Origin of the sequence: Pantoea allii (genome assembly GCF_002307475.1) — a bacterium.
In the GTDB taxonomy this organism is placed as follows: Bacteria; Pseudomonadota; Gammaproteobacteria; order Enterobacterales; family Enterobacteriaceae; genus Pantoea; species Pantoea allii.
The window spans coordinates 1-16,095 of sequence record NZ_NTMH01000035.1; the positions used below are offsets into that span (position 1 = coordinate 1).

The 16,095-nt window shown below is 51.7% G+C and carries 17 protein-coding genes, 1 tRNA gene and 3 pseudogenes; 16 read left to right on the forward strand and 5 right to left on the reverse strand.

The annotated features are described in order from the left end of the window. The 4 genes and pseudogenes from CMR03_RS14250 to CMR03_RS14260 form a co-directional block, all read left to right on the forward strand. A partial coding sequence (locus CMR03_RS14250) for an MFS transporter (RefSeq protein ID WP_141248567.1) occupies window positions 1-461 on the forward strand: 461 nt, incomplete at its 5' end. Window positions 462-736: 275 nt separating this feature from the next. Continuing rightward, window positions 737-913 carry a hypothetical protein gene (locus CMR03_RS25245; RefSeq protein ID WP_158087006.1) on the forward strand — a complete coding sequence of 59 codons (177 nt, stop codon included), beginning with the start codon at window positions 737-739 and terminating at the stop codon, window positions 911-913. 265 nt (window positions 914-1,178) lie between these two features. Next, window positions 1,179-1,582 (forward strand): annotated as a pseudogene (locus CMR03_RS25590) (hypothetical protein). 442 nt (window positions 1,583-2,024) lie between these two features. Beyond that, window positions 2,025-2,783: a hypothetical protein gene (locus tag CMR03_RS14260; RefSeq protein ID WP_096011836.1), complete on the forward strand. Its 759-nt coding sequence runs from the start codon at window positions 2,025-2,027 to the stop codon at window positions 2,781-2,783. A 202-nt stretch (window positions 2,784-2,985) separates the two neighbouring features. On the opposite strand, the gene CMR03_RS14265 is transcribed toward CMR03_RS14260, so the two are convergent. Further along, window positions 2,986-3,162, reverse strand: coding sequence for a PerC family transcriptional regulator (locus CMR03_RS14265; RefSeq protein ID WP_096011897.1), 177 nt, complete (start codon window positions 3,160-3,162; stop codon window positions 2,986-2,988). Window positions 3,163-3,271: 109 nt separating this feature from the next. On the opposite strand from CMR03_RS14265, the gene CMR03_RS25395 reads away from it, so the two are divergent. Continuing rightward, window positions 3,272-3,472, forward strand: coding sequence for a hypothetical protein (locus CMR03_RS25395; protein ID WP_172897903.1), 201 nt, complete (start codon window positions 3,272-3,274; stop codon window positions 3,470-3,472). A 206-nt stretch (window positions 3,473-3,678) separates the two neighbouring features. Then, the gene (locus CMR03_RS25400) at window positions 3,679-3,873 is read left to right on the forward strand and encodes a hypothetical protein (RefSeq protein WP_208625027.1); all 195 of its coding nucleotides are present in this window, start codon (window positions 3,679-3,681) and stop codon (window positions 3,871-3,873) included. Window positions 3,874-4,055: 182 nt separating this feature from the next. On the opposite strand, the gene CMR03_RS25040 is transcribed toward CMR03_RS25400, so the two are convergent. Then, entirely contained in the window at window positions 4,056-4,442 is a 387-nt protein-coding gene (locus CMR03_RS25040) for a hypothetical protein (RefSeq protein WP_128604170.1), read from the reverse strand. A gap of 1,063 nt (window positions 4,443-5,505) precedes the next feature. Between CMR03_RS25040 and CMR03_RS14275 the strand changes: the two are divergent. Together CMR03_RS14275 and CMR03_RS25595 are read left to right on the forward strand one after the other, a co-directional pair. Next, a pseudogene (locus CMR03_RS14275) lies at window positions 5,506-5,660 on the forward strand (transposase); the annotation flags it as partial. Beyond that, a pseudogene (locus CMR03_RS25595) lies at window positions 5,661-5,798 on the forward strand (SAM-dependent DNA methyltransferase); the annotation flags it as partial. A 79-nt stretch (window positions 5,799-5,877) separates the two neighbouring features. On the opposite strand, the gene CMR03_RS14285 reads toward CMR03_RS25595, so the two are convergent. After that, window positions 5,878-6,771: a LysR family transcriptional regulator gene (locus CMR03_RS14285; RefSeq protein WP_096011837.1), complete on the reverse strand. Its 894-nt coding sequence runs from the start codon at window positions 6,769-6,771 to the stop codon at window positions 5,878-5,880. 109 nt (window positions 6,772-6,880) lie between these two features. Between CMR03_RS14285 and CMR03_RS14290 the strand changes: the two genes are divergently transcribed. From CMR03_RS14290 to CMR03_RS25805, 4 genes are all read left to right on the forward strand, one after another. Further along, window positions 6,881-7,678, forward strand: coding sequence for an SDR family NAD(P)-dependent oxidoreductase (locus CMR03_RS14290; RefSeq protein WP_096011898.1), 798 nt, complete (start codon window positions 6,881-6,883; stop codon window positions 7,676-7,678). 12 nt (window positions 7,679-7,690) lie between these two features. Next, complete coding sequence (locus CMR03_RS14295; RefSeq protein ID WP_096011838.1) at window positions 7,691-8,662, forward strand: aldo/keto reductase; 972 nt, start codon at window positions 7,691-7,693, stop codon at window positions 8,660-8,662. Window positions 8,663-8,692: 30 nt separating this feature from the next. Beyond that, window positions 8,693-9,685 (forward strand): Vgb family protein, encoded by a 993-nt coding sequence (locus tag CMR03_RS14300; protein ID WP_244181381.1) that lies wholly within the window; start codon window positions 8,693-8,695, stop codon window positions 9,683-9,685. Between the two features lie 339 nt (window positions 9,686-10,024). Beyond that, a complete protein-coding gene (locus tag CMR03_RS25805) occupies window positions 10,025-10,432 on the forward strand; it encodes a DinB/UmuC family translesion DNA polymerase (protein ID WP_341865404.1) in 408 nt (135 codons plus the stop codon). Window positions 10,433-10,757: 325 nt separating this feature from the next. Here CMR03_RS25805 and CMR03_RS14310 read toward each other — a convergent pair. Beyond that, a tRNA-Phe gene (locus CMR03_RS14310) sits at window positions 10,758-10,833 on the reverse strand. A gap of 294 nt (window positions 10,834-11,127) precedes the next feature. Between CMR03_RS14310 and CMR03_RS14315 the strand changes: the two genes are divergently transcribed. From CMR03_RS14315 to CMR03_RS14330, 4 genes are read left to right on the forward strand one after another with little or no spacing between them, the layout of a single operon-like run. Next, complete coding sequence (locus CMR03_RS14315) at window positions 11,128-12,357, forward strand: SpoIIE family protein phosphatase (RefSeq protein ID WP_063880890.1); 1,230 nt, start codon at window positions 11,128-11,130, stop codon at window positions 12,355-12,357. A gap of 16 nt (window positions 12,358-12,373) precedes the next feature. Continuing rightward, the gene (locus tag CMR03_RS14320) at window positions 12,374-12,940 is read left to right on the forward strand and encodes a SiaB family protein kinase (protein ID WP_063881255.1); all 567 of its coding nucleotides are present in this window, start codon (window positions 12,374-12,376) and stop codon (window positions 12,938-12,940) included. Further along, window positions 12,933-13,337, forward strand: coding sequence for a DUF1987 domain-containing protein (locus tag CMR03_RS14325; protein WP_096011839.1), 405 nt, complete (start codon window positions 12,933-12,935; stop codon window positions 13,335-13,337). Before CMR03_RS14320 ends, CMR03_RS14325 begins: the two co-directional genes overlap by 8 nt. Continuing rightward, window positions 13,334-14,044: a GGDEF domain-containing protein gene (locus CMR03_RS14330; protein WP_063880891.1), complete on the forward strand. Its 711-nt coding sequence runs from the start codon at window positions 13,334-13,336 to the stop codon at window positions 14,042-14,044. Before CMR03_RS14325 ends, CMR03_RS14330 begins: the two co-directional genes overlap by 4 nt. Here CMR03_RS14330 and mrdA read toward each other — a convergent pair. Then, on the reverse strand, window positions 14,041-15,924 hold the full coding sequence (gene mrdA, locus CMR03_RS14335) for a penicillin-binding protein 2 (protein ID WP_096011840.1): 1,884 nt from the start codon (window positions 15,922-15,924) through the stop codon (window positions 14,041-14,043). The genes CMR03_RS14330 and mrdA overlap by 4 nt on opposite strands. Window positions 15,925-16,095 lie beyond the last annotated feature (171 nt).

A 16,095-nucleotide genomic window follows, 5' to 3' on the forward strand; every position in this document is an offset into this window, starting at 1 on the left:
CCGGCTCTGTCGCCTTCACCGCCACTTTGCTGGCGGGCGTGATCCTGACCGTAGTAACGCCGATTATGGGCCTGTGGGCGGAACGCGTGGGCCGTGTCCCGTTGATGTGGGGATCGCTGATTTTACTGATCGTCACCATCTACCCTGCCTTTAAGCTGGTGGTGAATCACACCACGCCCACCACGTTGATCGTTATGGTCTGCTGGATGGCGTTGCTCAAGTCGATTTACTTCTCCACGGTGCCGTCGGTCATGGCCGATCTGTTTCCGATGGGCACCCGCGCCAGCGGGATGGCGATCAGCTATAACATCGCGGTGACGGTATTTGGCGGATTTGCGCCGCTGATCTGTACGCTGTTGATTACGGCCACCGGCACCAGCCTGGCACCCGGCTATTACCTGATGGCGATGTCGGTGCTGAGCGGACTGGCGCTGCTGCGGAGTCAGAAGCGCATTCGGTGAGAGAACAGGTGCACAGGGTTGTGCACCTGACGGATTTTATCGCCGTGATGAACAGACAGCGTGATTTTGGAAAGGGATTCCCATTTTTGTCATCCATGTCAGATTTCCGCAGTTCGTCATGGCAGCCTTAATCGTTTACGCGTTCTGGCGCATGGTTCATCTTTACGGTGTAGTCAGCAGCTCGGTCCGATTTCAGCATGACCGGGCTTCACTCTTTTTGTTGCATCATGCCCTGTCATTAAAGTGTTTACCTCTCTCATAACAAGGATGATGGAATGACAATATCTAAGGAAAAGACCAAAACAGATCAGTACCAAATCCGACTTTCTCACGAATTTCGAGCGCAGCTCGAAGAACAGGCGCGTGAGGATGGTGACATCAATCTGGCGACGTGGATAAAGCGGGTGCTGCGGAAAGAGCTTAAGGCAAGGGGCGTTGAGCCGAAGGGGTGAGGTTGTGGTTGGAGTGATTTGAGCGTTTTTGATGATGCGTAATTTAATCCGCTGAACATGCTGTACTTAAGCATCGCCTGGCAGCCAATTGAAAGCTACCTAAAACGATTGTTCATTCCAAAACGCTGGTTAGGGATGACCAAATAATGAGACGGCATAACGCGTGCGATTACGTACGAAATGAAAAGTACATAATTTGCGACTATTCACCGCGTCGTAAACCGATAAATCGACAACCGTGGCCTATTCACTGGCAGCTGAAATAATTAATAACCTGACTATGGCACCGCCGCTGGTTATCCGGGACAAGGCTTTAGTCGCCATTATCATTTTTACCGTCAAGCCACAGGACAGGCTTCGGTCGGTGAGACGGATGACATTGCTATCCTGCAGCTTCGGGAAGAGATATGTCAGCGCCTTGAGCATCCGCTGGTGGTATGGGTCGATCCGTATCGGGTCGGGCGGCGCAGCTGGATGGCTTTACATCTTTCTGGTGCCAATAATAAGGCACTGGATATTCTCATCATCGTCACAGGCAATACGCTGCTACTATCCGTGCCTGAGTAAAGGACCGGCATTCGCTGTAATATTTGTGTGCCTGATGCGACAGATATACTGTGGGTGCTTAAAGAGATAGACTGCGCGACAGAAGCTGATATTAGCCATTAAACAGTCCCTCCCTTCTCGTTCTTCACCGTTGAGCTGTGTTGGGCGGGTAAGAAGGATGAGGGTGCGGGCGGCATAGAACCCGCTTTATTTTCGACTCTGACCACTGGCAACGTAAGCTGGGCTTTCGCCATAACATGGCATATAAGTGGGTTGTATTGCGCATGACACATGCATGCTGCAATCCTTAGCTTTTTTGCACTCCTCAGCACCTCTTTCACTGCATTTGTTGTCAGGCCATAAATTATTTATGCGCACTGTTACTGGATTGGATTTAAACAGTATACTGATCAAAAGATTCATGGCATAAACACTGGGCTGAGTTCGTTAACAGAAGCGAAAGTTCTCGGTCAATATGGCCTAACGTTAGTTATAAATCTGTGTTTAGCTAACGATTATTCCCAGTTTAATATTATTTCTTTTGCATCTTTTATGAGGGGGTTTCATGGAGGCTGTATGGTATGAAAAGACAGTTGAGTATAAATTTGTTTTTATGGCAAAGAGGCTTTGGGGCATAGATTTACTTTCTCCCCTGGCTGGCAATCCAGAGGTAATAGGTGATGGAATTGTATCTGCGAGCAATCGCTATTATATTATCGAATTCAAGAGAGACTTCGAAAGTATTCCATCAGAATACGAAAAATACAAAGATGGTATTGAAGGTTTTAAAAAAACCAAAATAACAATGACTAAAAGTCCCCACTGGGAATACCACTACATAATCCATGGTTACTACACGCCATCAAATCAGAAGTTTGGTATTTATGTTAATAAATATTTTGGCGTTTGGGAAAAAAGTAAAAAATCAATACGTAATAATTTTAAGGGCGGGATGGATATAACTCAGCTCAACCAATATGCTACTAAATTTACGGCTTGCAAAAACGGTGACTATGATGATAGCGAAGGCAGCAGTGGTGGCGAATCGGGACGAGAGATTGTAATTAAGACGAAAATTTTAGCGATTAACAACACTAATAACATTGCGACTATAACTACTTTTGAATACATTAAAAAAGCACAAGATGCATTAAAAAAGGCTGCTAAATACAAAGAGGAAGCTAGCGAAAATCAGGAGAGAGAAAAAGTATTGGAAGAACGGCGCAAGTTATTTGAGGCTACAAAAGATATAAAGTTAAAAAATAATGGGGGTGTTAAAAGTAAAGTTAACAGCAAGGTTGAAAATGACAAAAACACTAATTAGAATAAAAACCACCTAGATATTAAAATCTTTCCAGAAATATTCCACATCTGCAACTCTATTAAAAAACTCACACTTAGTTACTGAGAAATAATTATGGGCTTAACACCATGTTTTAAGAGCACATATCAACCTAATATTTTAATTAATATCCTTCGTTACAACGATCACTCGCTTAATGTAATCACCTTGTCTCCGTCCTGCGTCAGTCTGGCGGCATGTCCGCCGCCATTTTCAGGCACTGCTCACGTCGCCTGGCAATCATCTTCCGTATTGCTTCATCAGCAGCTGCATCCGTTATTGACAGCCAGAGTCGTTCGGCACAATGACAGAGCCCTCGTTGTTCAAGTGATTCAGCAATACTGTCTTCCAGTTTCTTTATGCCTTTCTGATCATACCCGCTATTCTTTCAGACTCACATTATGACTTCTTCATTTAAACCGGAGTTCTCATCAGGAAAATGGCCCTGACCCCATAACAGGAGCAACCTGATGCAACATCCCTTTGAGCTCGATCCCCAAATCATCTACAGCCAGGCCGGCTCTGCTGCCAATGCCCTTATCAAATTCATTATAAACAGCGTTGATGCCGACGCCAGCTCGATCATTCTGGATATTACCCCGGAAGATTTCACCTGCCGTGATGATGGCCGAGGTTCTGCATCGCGTGAAGACGTGAAGCGCTATTTTTGATTCTTTGACACCCTACACCGTGAAAGCGAGGCCACTTACCGCCGTTTACTGGCCAGATTATGGCGCCTGCAGTGCTGGCAAATGGATGTCGACATGTGCGTAATGGGCTATGAATATGAACTGACAGAGTCTGGCGAGATTCAGGAAGAATGCGCAATCAGGGAGAGTGATATGAGCCGCTTTCCACTCAGGAACACATGTCTTGCATGCAGGAGATTTGCGACCTTGTTCGTTACACTCCCGCCCCTGTGAACCTGAAAGGAAATTTTATTGCGCAAAAGCTTGAGCTCGAAAAATGGGACGAGGAGAATGAAGTGACCTGGTATCGCCTGCGCGAAAACGATGCCATATCCATCTATAATATGGGCGTGCTTGTACGTCATGATCCGGATAATAACTAGTGCGTTGGAGGTCTCATGCTCTTAATGAACTCTGAATCGCTTTAATATGTAATTATCATCACGTAAATATTTCTCTTATTTTCCCATACTCATGCGTAGAAATTCAGTGCTCTTCTGAACATTATACCCTCACTGTCAGCAGGTGAGAGTATAATATTTCGTGCTTATGCTACAAGTGATTTTTAGAACATCTCCCGCGCCCACTCTGGTGCACATCCCCAAACTTTATAGTCATTAATTATTCTTGTGGACTTATTTACATACACTCCAATTGTACAACTATTTTTCTTCCATTGATTATCATAATATTTATTAATAACTGGCTGACCTCCCGAGAAAGAAACATCTTGCCCAACTTGTTTATTTGACAGATAAGTTCCATTATCTTTATCGAAGTAAACCAGATCAACGTCTGGGTTATCTGTTCTTTCAACCTTAACTGCCTGACCATAACGAGATATCGCGACCGAAATATTTTTCCCTACAAGATCACTGGCTCCAGCGCGATCTGCGCATCCATTCAACATCAAAGTTGTTAACAAGGCGAATAAACCGAATATTTTTTTCATCTTTCATCTCACGGTTGTTCTGAGCTATTCAGAAGGTTGATAGTTTTTACAAAAAAGAGAGGTTGAATTAAAAAAACACCATGCTGAAATTTAAACCATGCATCACTAATGGGCTACACTCAAAACTTCGGCCTTATCAAAATTAGAATATTTTAGAGATGCCTTACATACAAAATCTTCGTGTGCTCGATGCGCATAACATGCTAAATAAATAGTTTTTAATTATTTTTAAGTCCATAAAAAGGTTTGAAATATGCTTTCAGTTCACAGGGAGAATATTTAAATCACAAAAACATGCCAAATATGAGCTTTTACTGCTGTACTTTACTAACTGCTTTCCATTAATAAACCCTGGCATTATATGTGCATTAATGCCAGCACGTTCACTGTTTCATAAATGATGTATATCAAAGCTTGATGAGTATCTATTGTTACTTTGCATTCATATACTTATCTAGCTCTTACGGTGTCAGTTTAGATATTAAGCTAACGTAAAAAAATGTAAGCTGCAACAATTTATACTTATAAAAAATATCAAAACGTGTAGTTCTCTTATAATTATTACCCTTACAAAACATCAGAAAAATAATTAAATAATACTTATGATAAAAGATAAGAATAATTTTAATTCATTAACAGCAAAGTCAAACCACCCCTAACACATGTAACGCCATGAAAATATTAATAAATACACTAAAACCATTAAAAAAAGAGACAAATAAAACCATATTTAGTTCAAGAATAAAAAATAAGAATAACTCATTTTGCATTAATTTATGATACTCAGCGCGGTTTATTACAAAAGAAAATCTTATATAAGTGTACACTATCTGCCATGCCAGCAGGACATTTCATATGTGTGATTATTTGAATGTCGCACTTCCAGAATGATTCTGAAACTCCTTGTAACTTTATTTTTTCTCGACAGGAGGATAAATTACAAGTCGATAAATTCAGTATTTTGTTCGCTACAAGGTTTATCGCCATGCGTAGCCACCTGCCACTTTTGATTAATACACCGCGATGTTGGTAATGTCTTCATAAGTCACATGAGGACATCCCCTTGAAGAAGCAATTTTCCGACGAACAGATCATCAGTATTCTCCGCGAAGCTGAAGCTGGAGTATCAGCCCGTGAACTCTGCCACAAACACGCCACTTCCGATGCCATGTTTTACACCTGGCGTAAAAAGTAGGCGGTATTGAGGCGCCCGAGGTTATACCCGGTGAGGTTGTTATCGGGAATGCATTGGGTGACGAACGGCGTCGGGTTCTGCTGACACCAGTGCATTACTGGGAGGGGTGGTCCAGACGTCTGCAGAAGTATGCCGAAAAGCAAAATAAAGAAGCTGCATGACGGGAAACAAATTCGAATCTGTTAATCATCAAAGAGTATTTTTTTACCACTTAATAAACCGATCAAGAAGCCACTTAAATTAAGCAGAAAAACGCAGCAGCTCGATCACTGTGGCTAGCGCCACGGAATGGTTTCTGCGGTTGGGGTAATAGAGGTAAAAACCGGGAAACGGCACGCACCAATCGTCCAGCACCCGCCGCAGCCGCCCGCTCGTCAGGTGTTCCTCTGCCTCCTGCTCAATGGCGAAAGCAATGCCGACATGCGCCAGAGCCGCCTGCAGCAGCAATCTGGCGTCATCCACGATAAGCGGGCTGTTGACCGCCACGGAAAACCGCTGCTCCCCCTGCTGAAATGTCCATTTGTAGCGCTCGCCCGAAGAGGCCTTGCGCCAACCGATGCAGCGATGCTGCAGTAAATCCTGCGGGTGCTTCGGTTCGCCGTGCCGTTGAAAATAATCCGGTGTGGCCACGATGGCGAAACGCAGGTCCGGCGTCAGGCGCACCGCGCGCATATCGTTGTGCAAATCCTCGCCGAGCCGAATACCGGCGTCAAAGCCTTGCTCGACGATATTGGCCAATCCCTCGTCCGCCACCACCTCCAGCGTAATGCCGGGGTACTCGCTGGCCAGCTGCCCCAGATGTGGCACGATGGCTAGCTCGATCGCCGAACGCGGCGCGTTGATGCGCACCAGGCCACGCGGTCCTTCGCGAAACGCATTCAGGCTCTCCAGCGCGGCGTCGATGTCTGTAAAAGCCGGCACCAGCTGTGCGAGCAGATGCTCTCCGGCCTCCGTCGGCGAGACGTTGCGGGTGGTGCGGTTCAGCAGGCGAATGCCCACCTGCGCTTCCAATTCGCGTAGGGTGTGGGTCAGCGTCGGCGGCGTCACGCCCAATCGGGCGGCTGCGCGGCGGAAGCTGCGTTCACTGGCGATAGCAACGAAAGCCGCCAGGCCGGACAATTCGGGTTTCTTCATGCTATTGATATAAATTATCTAATAGTGAGATGAATTTTTAGCAGATAGTTATCCTTCATCTAACAACATAGCATTGTGATCGAACCCATTACCAGGTATCGATGCGATGATGAATGCTACAGCTCCAATCCATGAAACGCCGCGCCGTCTGGCGGGCAAAGTCGTACTGGTGAGCGGCGGCGGCACCGGCATAGGCCGCGCCGCCGCGCTGGCCTATGCCCGAGAGGGAGCCAAAGTGGCACTCGCCGGCCGGCGCGCGGCGGAGATCGAAGCCACGGCGCGCGATATCGCGCTGGCTGGCGGCGCCGCCCTGCCCATCGTGACCGACGTCTCCCAGGAAGACGATATCCGCCGGTTGCTAGCTGCGGTGACCGCCCATTACGGCCGGCTCGATGTCGCTTTCAACAACGCCGGCATCATCGGCAACTTCGCCCCCATCACCGAACAGAGCAGCGAGGATTTTGACCGGGTGATCGCCATTAACCTCAGAGGCGTCTGGCTGGCGATGAAATACGAGATTGAAACCTTCCTGGCTCAGCGCTCTGGCGGCGTGATCATCAACACCTCCTCCTGGCTGACCCACGGTGCGATGGCCGGCTCATCCAGCTACTCCGCCAGCAAGGGCGCGCTCGATGCGATGATCCGCGCAGTGGCGCTCGAATACAGCGGCCAGGGTATCCGCGTCAACAACATCAACCCCGGCATCATCGATACGCCGATGGCGCGCGGCAGCGTGGCCGACAGCGCGGCATTCGCGCCCTTTATCGCCCACACACCCGCCGGCCGCCTGGGTGAATCGGAAGACATCGGGGATGTGGCCCTGTGGCTGGCGACGGACGAGGCCCGCTTCATCACCGGCCAAAGTCTGCTGGTGGACGGCGGTTACACCATCGCCGGCATACGCTGAGGAGACGATGCCATGAACTACGTTCGGCTTGGCGACAGCGGCCTAAAGGTGTCTCGTCTCTGCCTGGGCTGTATGACCTATGGCGATCCGGCCTGGCGCCCCTGGGTGCTGAAGGAAGATGAAGCGCGCCCCTTTATCCGCGAAGCACTGGAAGCGGGCATCAATTTTTTCGATACCGCCAACATTTACTCCGGCGGAGAAAGCGAGCGTCTCCTCGGCCGCGCGCTGAAGGCCTTCGCCCGTCGCGAAGACGTCGTGATCGCCACCAAGGCCTACTTTCCGATGGACGCGCAGCCGAACAGTCGGGGTCTATCGCGCAAGCACCTGCTGCACAGCGTCGACGCCTCTTTGCAGCGGCTGGGGACGGATTACCTCGATCTGTTTGTGCTGCATCGCTTCGACACCGAAACGCCGATCGAAGAAACCGCCGATACCCTCGACGGCCTGGTGCGGGCGGGCAAGATCCGCTATCTCGGCGCCTCCTCGCTGCACGCCTGGCGCCTGATGAAAATGCTGGCCTTTCAACGCCGACACCGCCTGGCGCCGTTTATTTCGCTGCAGAGCCAATACAACCTGGTGACGCGTGAAGACGAAGAGGAACTGATCCCGCTGTGCCTGGAGGAGGGGCTCGGCCTGACACCTTGGTCGCCGCTGGCCCGCGGCGTGCTGGCCGGTTCCGGCAGCGCCGGCACGCTGCGCGCCGCTACCGACGAACAGGCGCCTCGTTGGTACGGCGGTAGAAACGAGGTGGAACGCACCGTCGCGGCGGTAGCGGAGGTGGCGGCCGCGCGCGGCGTTCCACCGGCGCAGCTCGCGCTGGCCTGGCTGTTGGCCAAACCCGGCGTGGCGTCGCCGCTGGTAGGCATGTCCAAGCCGCATCATCTGCAGGATGCGCTGGCGGCGCTCACCCTCAACTTATCGCCGCAAGACGTGGCCGCGCTGGAGGCGCCAATGGCGCATGCTGTCCGCCCCGAACGCTGGTAGGCCCTTTTCCTTCATTCCAGGAGAGAAGACATGTCATATGCGCTTACCGCGCGAGCAGCGTTGTTCACCCTCGCCGCCGCGCTTCCCCTGACCACTCCGGCGCAGGCCGCCGCCAATACCCACTGCGCCGAAAGCAGCATGACGTTGCCGCCCGGCGCGCTTTACCCCAACGGCATCGCCCGCGCGGCGGACGGCACGCTGTATGTCGGCCTGATCACCAGCGGCAACGTGCTGCGCAAACAGCCGGGTAAAGCGTGGGACACCTTTTTCCCCGGCGCTGACACGGTGTTCGCCTCAAACGCGCTGCGGCTGGACGAACGGCGCGGGCTGCTGTGGGGCAATTCACCGGACTTCCTCCCCGGCGGCAAAACGCGCGCCAACCGCATCTATGCGCTGAACGTTGCGGATGGCACGCTCAACCGCAGCCTGGCGCTGCCAGCGGGGGAAATGGGCAACGATATCGTGCTCAGCGCAGACGGTACGGTGTACGTGACGGAAACCCGCGGCGGTGGCATTCTACGCCTGCGGCCGGGTGAAACGGCATTCAGTAATTTGTATCAGGATGGGCGGTTAGTGGCCCCCGGCGGGTTGGGCGCCGCCGGTATCGTACTGCTCGACGACCGGCAGATGGCTGTCGCCAATTTCGGCACCGGTAAGCTCTACACCCTCAGCTATAACGATCCAAAACCGCAGCTGACAGAAATGCAGCTGCCGCGACTGATTGAAAATCCGGACGGAATGGGCCAGGCGCCGGACGGCGCGCTGATCGTGCTGGAGAACGGGATCCAGAGCGGCCAAGGGCGGATTCTGCGGATTGCATCCCCTAAGGCGGCAGGCATGCACCAGCTTGAGGTATTGCGCGAAGGCATGGAGTCGCCGGTCAATCTGACTATCACTCCACAAGGCTGCGCATTCGTCAGCGAGGCGCGCATCCGCCATCGCCTGCTGCCCGGCCATGAAACCGAAGTGCCCGACAGCTTCCACCTCTATCAACTGCCCTTGCCTCTCAGCGCCGTGCAATAAACTCTACGCCGTCTCTGCGGGCGGCAATCTCACTGCGTTACAAACCCGCCGTGTGCAACGTTCCCCATTTTTACCTGTGACAGCCAGATTGCACGCAGGGCTAGTAGGGGCTGCCTGGAAAAAGGAAAATATCCTACGCTAAGTACTGCATTGGAACTCTCTCGCGCCAATCCTGCCATGACCCGTAAACACTTCAGTGTGGTCTGGAGCGGACGGTGCGCGAACTGAACAGCGAGAGTTGTATCAGCCTGGAAGAGGCGCCGCCAGCAAAGCAGCAGATCGTGTGCTCCCGTTCGTTTGGGAAAGGGTCATTGAGTATGAACACATGAGGCAGGCAATCTGTCAGCATGCCGAACGGGCGGCCGTAAAATTGAGGGGGAAAAGCAATACTGCAGACAGGTTTGTGCATTCATAAAAACCTCACCTTTTTCGCCCGGTGAGACTTACTACGGGAATGTTGCTTCAGAGACACTGATGTCTCCCAGTCAGGATTCCAGGGACACTATTGAAGCTGCAATGAGAGCGCTTGACCGGGTATGGATAAGTGGCCATCGCTATGCCAAAGCAGGCGTTATGCTTAACGACTTCACTCCTTCAGGTGTAGCCCAGCTCAACCTCTTTGATGAAATTCAACCCAGAGCGAACAGTAAGCATCTGATGCGGGTCAAAGGAATCGTATTGTTATTGAGGCATTCAACTTCGGGTGTTATAAAACCGGGAGTGTTTGAAAATGCCAAAGCGGGATAAAAGATGCCTAAAAATAATACACGTCTCATTATGTAGTTTTCCCTTAATAAACTTGGTTAGTGCTCCCCATTAATGCATTTCTGTAATTTAGTACGAGCTTATCTATGCCGAACCTGCTTGTTGCTCTCGGCGATGGAGGCATTGCTCATCAGTGCTATCACCGCCCGTCTGCTCCGCGCATCCTTTCGTAGAAATCTCGGCTTTCACCCAATCCCGGAAACCAAAACCTTACCATCACCTAAATCAAGCCCACTCACCCACTGAAGTACAGCTTTAAAGCCCCCCCAACGCAAAAACCCCCGCCGAAGCGAGGGTTTCAAATTTGTGGTGCCCGAACCCGGAATCGAACCAGGGACACGGGGATTTTCAATCCCCTGCTCTACCGACTGAGCTATTCGGGCAACGGGGCGCATTAAACCTTATGCAGGCCCCAGCGTCAAACGCTTTTCACAAAAATGAAATCAACTGACGGGTTTTCCATCAACCCGGATAGTCACGGACGAAAATTTAACGATGCGCTCAAAAAGACACCGGATTTTCGCGCTGCCGAACGCCCTCTGACAGGCGATTTTTCGCTGCTATTTTGCTTTATCCACGATTTATCCGCGCTCTTTTTCCCAACCGTTTTTTTGCCATAAATCCGTCATCTGCGCTCATTACTCTAAGATTATTCCTGGACAATCAAGAGCCGCATCATGCAGTTACCCGCCTCTGTGAATACTGTGATTTCCGCCTCAAGCCGTTATGACGCACGGGTGCTCTGCATTGATGTTCCTTTTGTCAGCCCCGACACGGATAACCGTGCCGTGATGGCGCTCTTTGCCGAGCATAAAGATCTTATCGGCCTGCCCGTGGTTGAAAACGGCAAGCCGTTTGGCATGATTAACCGCCACATCTTTTTGTCGCAGATGGCGCGCCCGTTTTTCCCCGAACTCTATGACCGCAAAAGCTGTATCGCCTTTATGGATAAGTTCCCGCTGGTGATTGACGTGGAAAATACCCTGGAAAGCGTCGCACAGCAGGTGGTGGCTAACGGCGATAAGTCTGTGGCCGATGGGTTTATCCTGACCGAGCACGGGCACTATATCGGCATTGGTTTAGGGATCGATCTGATTCGCCGCGTCTCCGATCTACAGGCGCGCCAGCATCAGCAGATTTTACAGAGCATTGATTATGCGCGGGTGATTCAGGACGCGATGCTGGACCGCTCCAACCAGTTAATCGCTTCCCTGCTCGACGACTGGTGTTTGTACTGGCAACCACGTGACGGTGTGGGGGGAGATTACTATGCCTTTCACCGTCACGACAGCGGCTGGCTGGCGGTGATCGCCGACTGCACAGGCCACGGGATTCCCGGAGCCTTTATGACGGTGATTTTGCAGTCTGCGCTGGAAAACGCGCTGCGCGAGGCCGATCTCCAGGCCCCGTCCAGCATACTGCATGCCCTTAACCACCATATCAAACAGACGCTCGGCCAGCTGAATGCCTCTCAGCAAACGTCACTCTCTAACGACGGCTGCGATGCCATTGTGATATCGGTCGATACCGAGCGGCATCAGCTGCGCTGGGCCAGCGCCCGAACCCAGGCGTTTATGCTCAGCCACATCAGTAAAGAAATTACCTCGCTCAGTCAGGATCGCGTCGGCGTCGGCTATACCGATACGCCAGAAGACTATCACTGGCCTGAGCAGAGCTTAGCGTTTAACCGTGGCGACATGCTGTTTGTGCTGACAGATGGCGTCACCGACCAGCCGGGTGGCGAGCGCAATATCATGTTTGGTAATAAGCGCATCCAGTCTCTGCTGATGCGTTATCAGCAGTTGCCCATGCCGCAATTATCACTGGCGTTTCAGCAAGATTATTTAAGCTGGCAAGGTAACCAGGCGCGACGCGATGACGTCACCTGGTTTGGCTTTCGCTATTGACCGCACCGGGAAGAAAATGAAAAACGAGTCACTACGGGGTCTGCCCTTCAATACCGAATCGCAGTCCGGCCTTATTGCACTACAGTACACCGGCTTTTTTTCACCCCAGAACATCACGGCAATGGGTGAAGTGGTCAAACTGTTTCTGGAAAACCATGAGCAGTCGCAAAAGGTCAGACGGCGGCTGTTCTCCAGCTTTGTCGAGATTGCACAAAACATTTTACGTTACTCTCAGGACAGCCGGGCGCTGAGCCATAACGATCAGCTGTATCGCTTTGGTTCATTGAGCCTGCGCTACGATGATGGTCGCTACTATCTGGAAAGCGCTAACCTGGTCGCCAGTGACGCCACTCATCAGCTGCGCGGTGATTTGGATTCGCTGCGGGTGATGAATGCGGATGAAATTAAACAAGCTTATCGAAACCGGTTACGCGCTGAGAGTCCGGTCTGGAGCAAAGGCGCAAATATCGGCTTGCTTACCCTGGCGCGCGACGTCAGTGAACCGCTGGAATATTGTTTCCAGCCACTGGAGGCCAGCGAGCTCTCTGCCTTTTGGTTAAAGGCCACTATCTGCCATGACTGAAGAAACCCTTATGCAAACCATTCAACTTACCGCCACTGAATGTACGCCCGCCGTAGAGTTTGACTTTGCGGCCCACCGATTCTCCCTGAAAGGAGAATCCTGGCCCGAGAACGCCGCCGCCTTTTACCGGCCGCTGCAAAGCGCGCTGGAGTGCTGGCAACCGCAGGCCAGCCAACCGGCAGAGGTGAATATTGACCTGAGCTATTTCAACAGCTCAAGCACCAAGATGCTGTTTGGGCTGTTCGATCAGTTCAACAGGCTGGCGCAGAACGGCTGCACGATAATACTCAACTGGTTCTATGATGCCGAAGACGACGTTTCGGAAGAGTTTGGCGAGGAGCTGTCGCTGGATTTCACCGCGTTAACCGTGAAGCTGCATGCGGAACAGCGCCAATGACGCAACTTAACGAGCTGTTTCTGGAAGAAACCCAGGCACTCAATCAGGCCAGCCATATCGCGGCGCAGCAAAGCCTGCACGCCGAAGAGTATCGCCAGGCGTTGCTGCAGCTTAACAGCCACTACCAGCGGCTGATGCGGGAAACCTACCGGCTAATCTCGCGCAGCGATCGGGCAGAGCGTGAGCTGAACCGGGTGAATGAACAGCTTAATGAGCTGGCAACAGAGCTGGAGTACAAAGCCACGCACGATCCCCTGACCAATGTCTGGAACCGCAGCGCCATTATTCAACGCATCAGCGACACGCTGGATCAAACACCAGCGGCCTTAATCATCCTCGATATCGACTTTTTTAAACGCATCAATGATGAATACGGGCATCCCGTCGGAGATAAGGTGATTTGCGAGCTGGTGCAGCGCATTCAGCGTAATACGCCCGACATGGCCAGCATCGGCCGTATTGGCGGTGAAGAGTTCACCATCATGTTACCCAACACCTGGCTGGGTGATGCGGTGATCGTTGCCGGGGCCATTCTTGCCTCATTAAACGCCTCGCCGCTTAATGCCCTGCCAGAGCGGCTGGTCACGGCCAGCCTCGGCGTCAGCTGGGGCGCGGCGGGCACCCGGTTTGAAACGCTGTATACCCATGCCGATGCGGCGCTCTACGATGCCAAAAAGCACGGGCGTAATCGGGTGTTCTTCCGCTAGCCTGCCCGATGCTGTACCACCTCGACCGGCGGTGTGGTGGTCGGCGGCAGGAAGATATGGTCAAGCAGCTGGCGCATGACCGGCGCGGCAACCACGCCTTCACCTCCGCCGTTTTCCAGAATCAGGGCCACCGCCACTTTGGGATCGTTGAAGGGCGCGAAGGCAGTGTAAAACGTATGGTCGCGCAGCCGTACCGGAATCATTTTGGCGTTATAGGTCTGGTTTTCTTTCAGGCTAAATACCTGCGATGTCCCGCTTTTCGCAGCAATGCCGTAGGGCGCAGTATGGAAATATTTATAGCCTGTCCCGTTCGGTGCGTTGGCCATGCCAAACATGGCATGTCGCACCAGTGACCAGTACGGTGAATGCGGATCGCCAACCTGCGCCTGGGGCAGTTTAGCCTGATAGAGCTGAACGCTGGTGCCGCGCTGCGATTTTTCCAGCAGATGCGGCGCAATCACCCGGCCATTATTAATTAACGTCACCAGCGCTTTCACCATCTGTATCGGGGTGGCAATCCAGTAGCCCTGCCCAATCCCCACCGACACCGTATCGCCCTGATACCACGGCTTTTTATGCACTTTCATTTTCCAGTCGCGGCTCGGTAGCAGCCCGCTGTACTCTTCGTTCAGGTCGATGCCCGTGGGCTGACCGTAACCGAATTTGCTGAGCATGGTGTGAATACGATCGATGCCCATCATAAAGGCCACCTGATAGAAGAAGGTGTCGGCAGACTCTTCGATAGCTTTGGTGACATCGAGCGTGCCGTGCCCGCTTTTTTTCCAGTCACGATAGCGACGATCGGTGCCCGGTAAGGTCCATGTCGGCCCACCAAAAAAGGTGGTTTGCGGGGTAATCACATGGGTTAACAGCGCAGACATCGCCATATAGGGTTTTACGGTGGAAGCCGGGGGATAAAGGCCCTGCGTAACACGGTTGATCAGCGGCAGATTTTTATCCTGCAGCAGCGTTTTGTAGGCCTTGTAGCTGATGCCTTTCACAAACGGGTTAGGATCGTAGCTGGGGCTGGAAACCATGGCCAGCACGGAGCCGTCGTGAGGGTCCTCCACCAGCAACGCGGCACGCTGCCCGGCCAGCAGGCTTTCAATATACTGCTGCAGATGCAGGTCCAGTGTCAGGGTGATGTTCTTACCCGCCACCGGGGGCACTTCTTTCAGCACCCGGACAATGCGCCCATGGTTATCCACTTCCACTTCCTGATAACCCGGCTTACCGTGCAGCAGGGATTCATAATAGCCTTCAATCCCCTGTTTACCGATGTTGTGGTCAGCCGCGTAGTTTTCTGCAATACCTTCTGCATTCAGCCGTTTGTAGTCATTGTCATTGATTTTAGAAACGTAGCCGATGACGTGTGCCAGATCGGCCCCATAGGGATATTCTCTGTCCTGATAGGTATCAATGCTGACGCCGGTAAAGCGAAACTGGTTTACCGAAAAGCGCGCCACCTCTTCGTCGGTGAGTTCCTCTTTGAGGATAACCGGCTTATAGCGGCTGCTCTGGTGAAGATCGTGCTGAAAACGTTCTATATCGTCCGGGGTCAGATCGATAAGCGGCGTGAGCTGGCGCAGCACGTCTTTCATATCATCAACTTTATACGGGGTGATGGTGATGTCGTACCAGGTTACGTTGCGCACCAGCGGAATGCCGTTACGGTCAAAAATCAGCCCGCGCGTAGGCGCGATAGGGATCATCTTGATGTCGTTTTGATTTGAACGTGTCTGGTAATAGCTGTGATCGCGTACCTGCAGGCGATACAGGTTTAAACCAAGAATGGTGAAGCAGATGCAGACCAGCACAAATGCCATCACGGCACGGCGTACAAATAACTTCTCTTCAGCGTCGAAATTTCGGAAATTCATCAGGCAGGTATTTTCAGTCTGGCATATTGTTATTTATTGTTCGTCTTCATGATAGTGACATAAGCGATCCTTGCCAGTGCCAAGATGCACAAGCCTGATGAAAAGTGTGTCATTTGATGAGAATGTTGCGAAAAGAACGGGAAGCGTAAATTTCTGACGCGTTAACCCGGC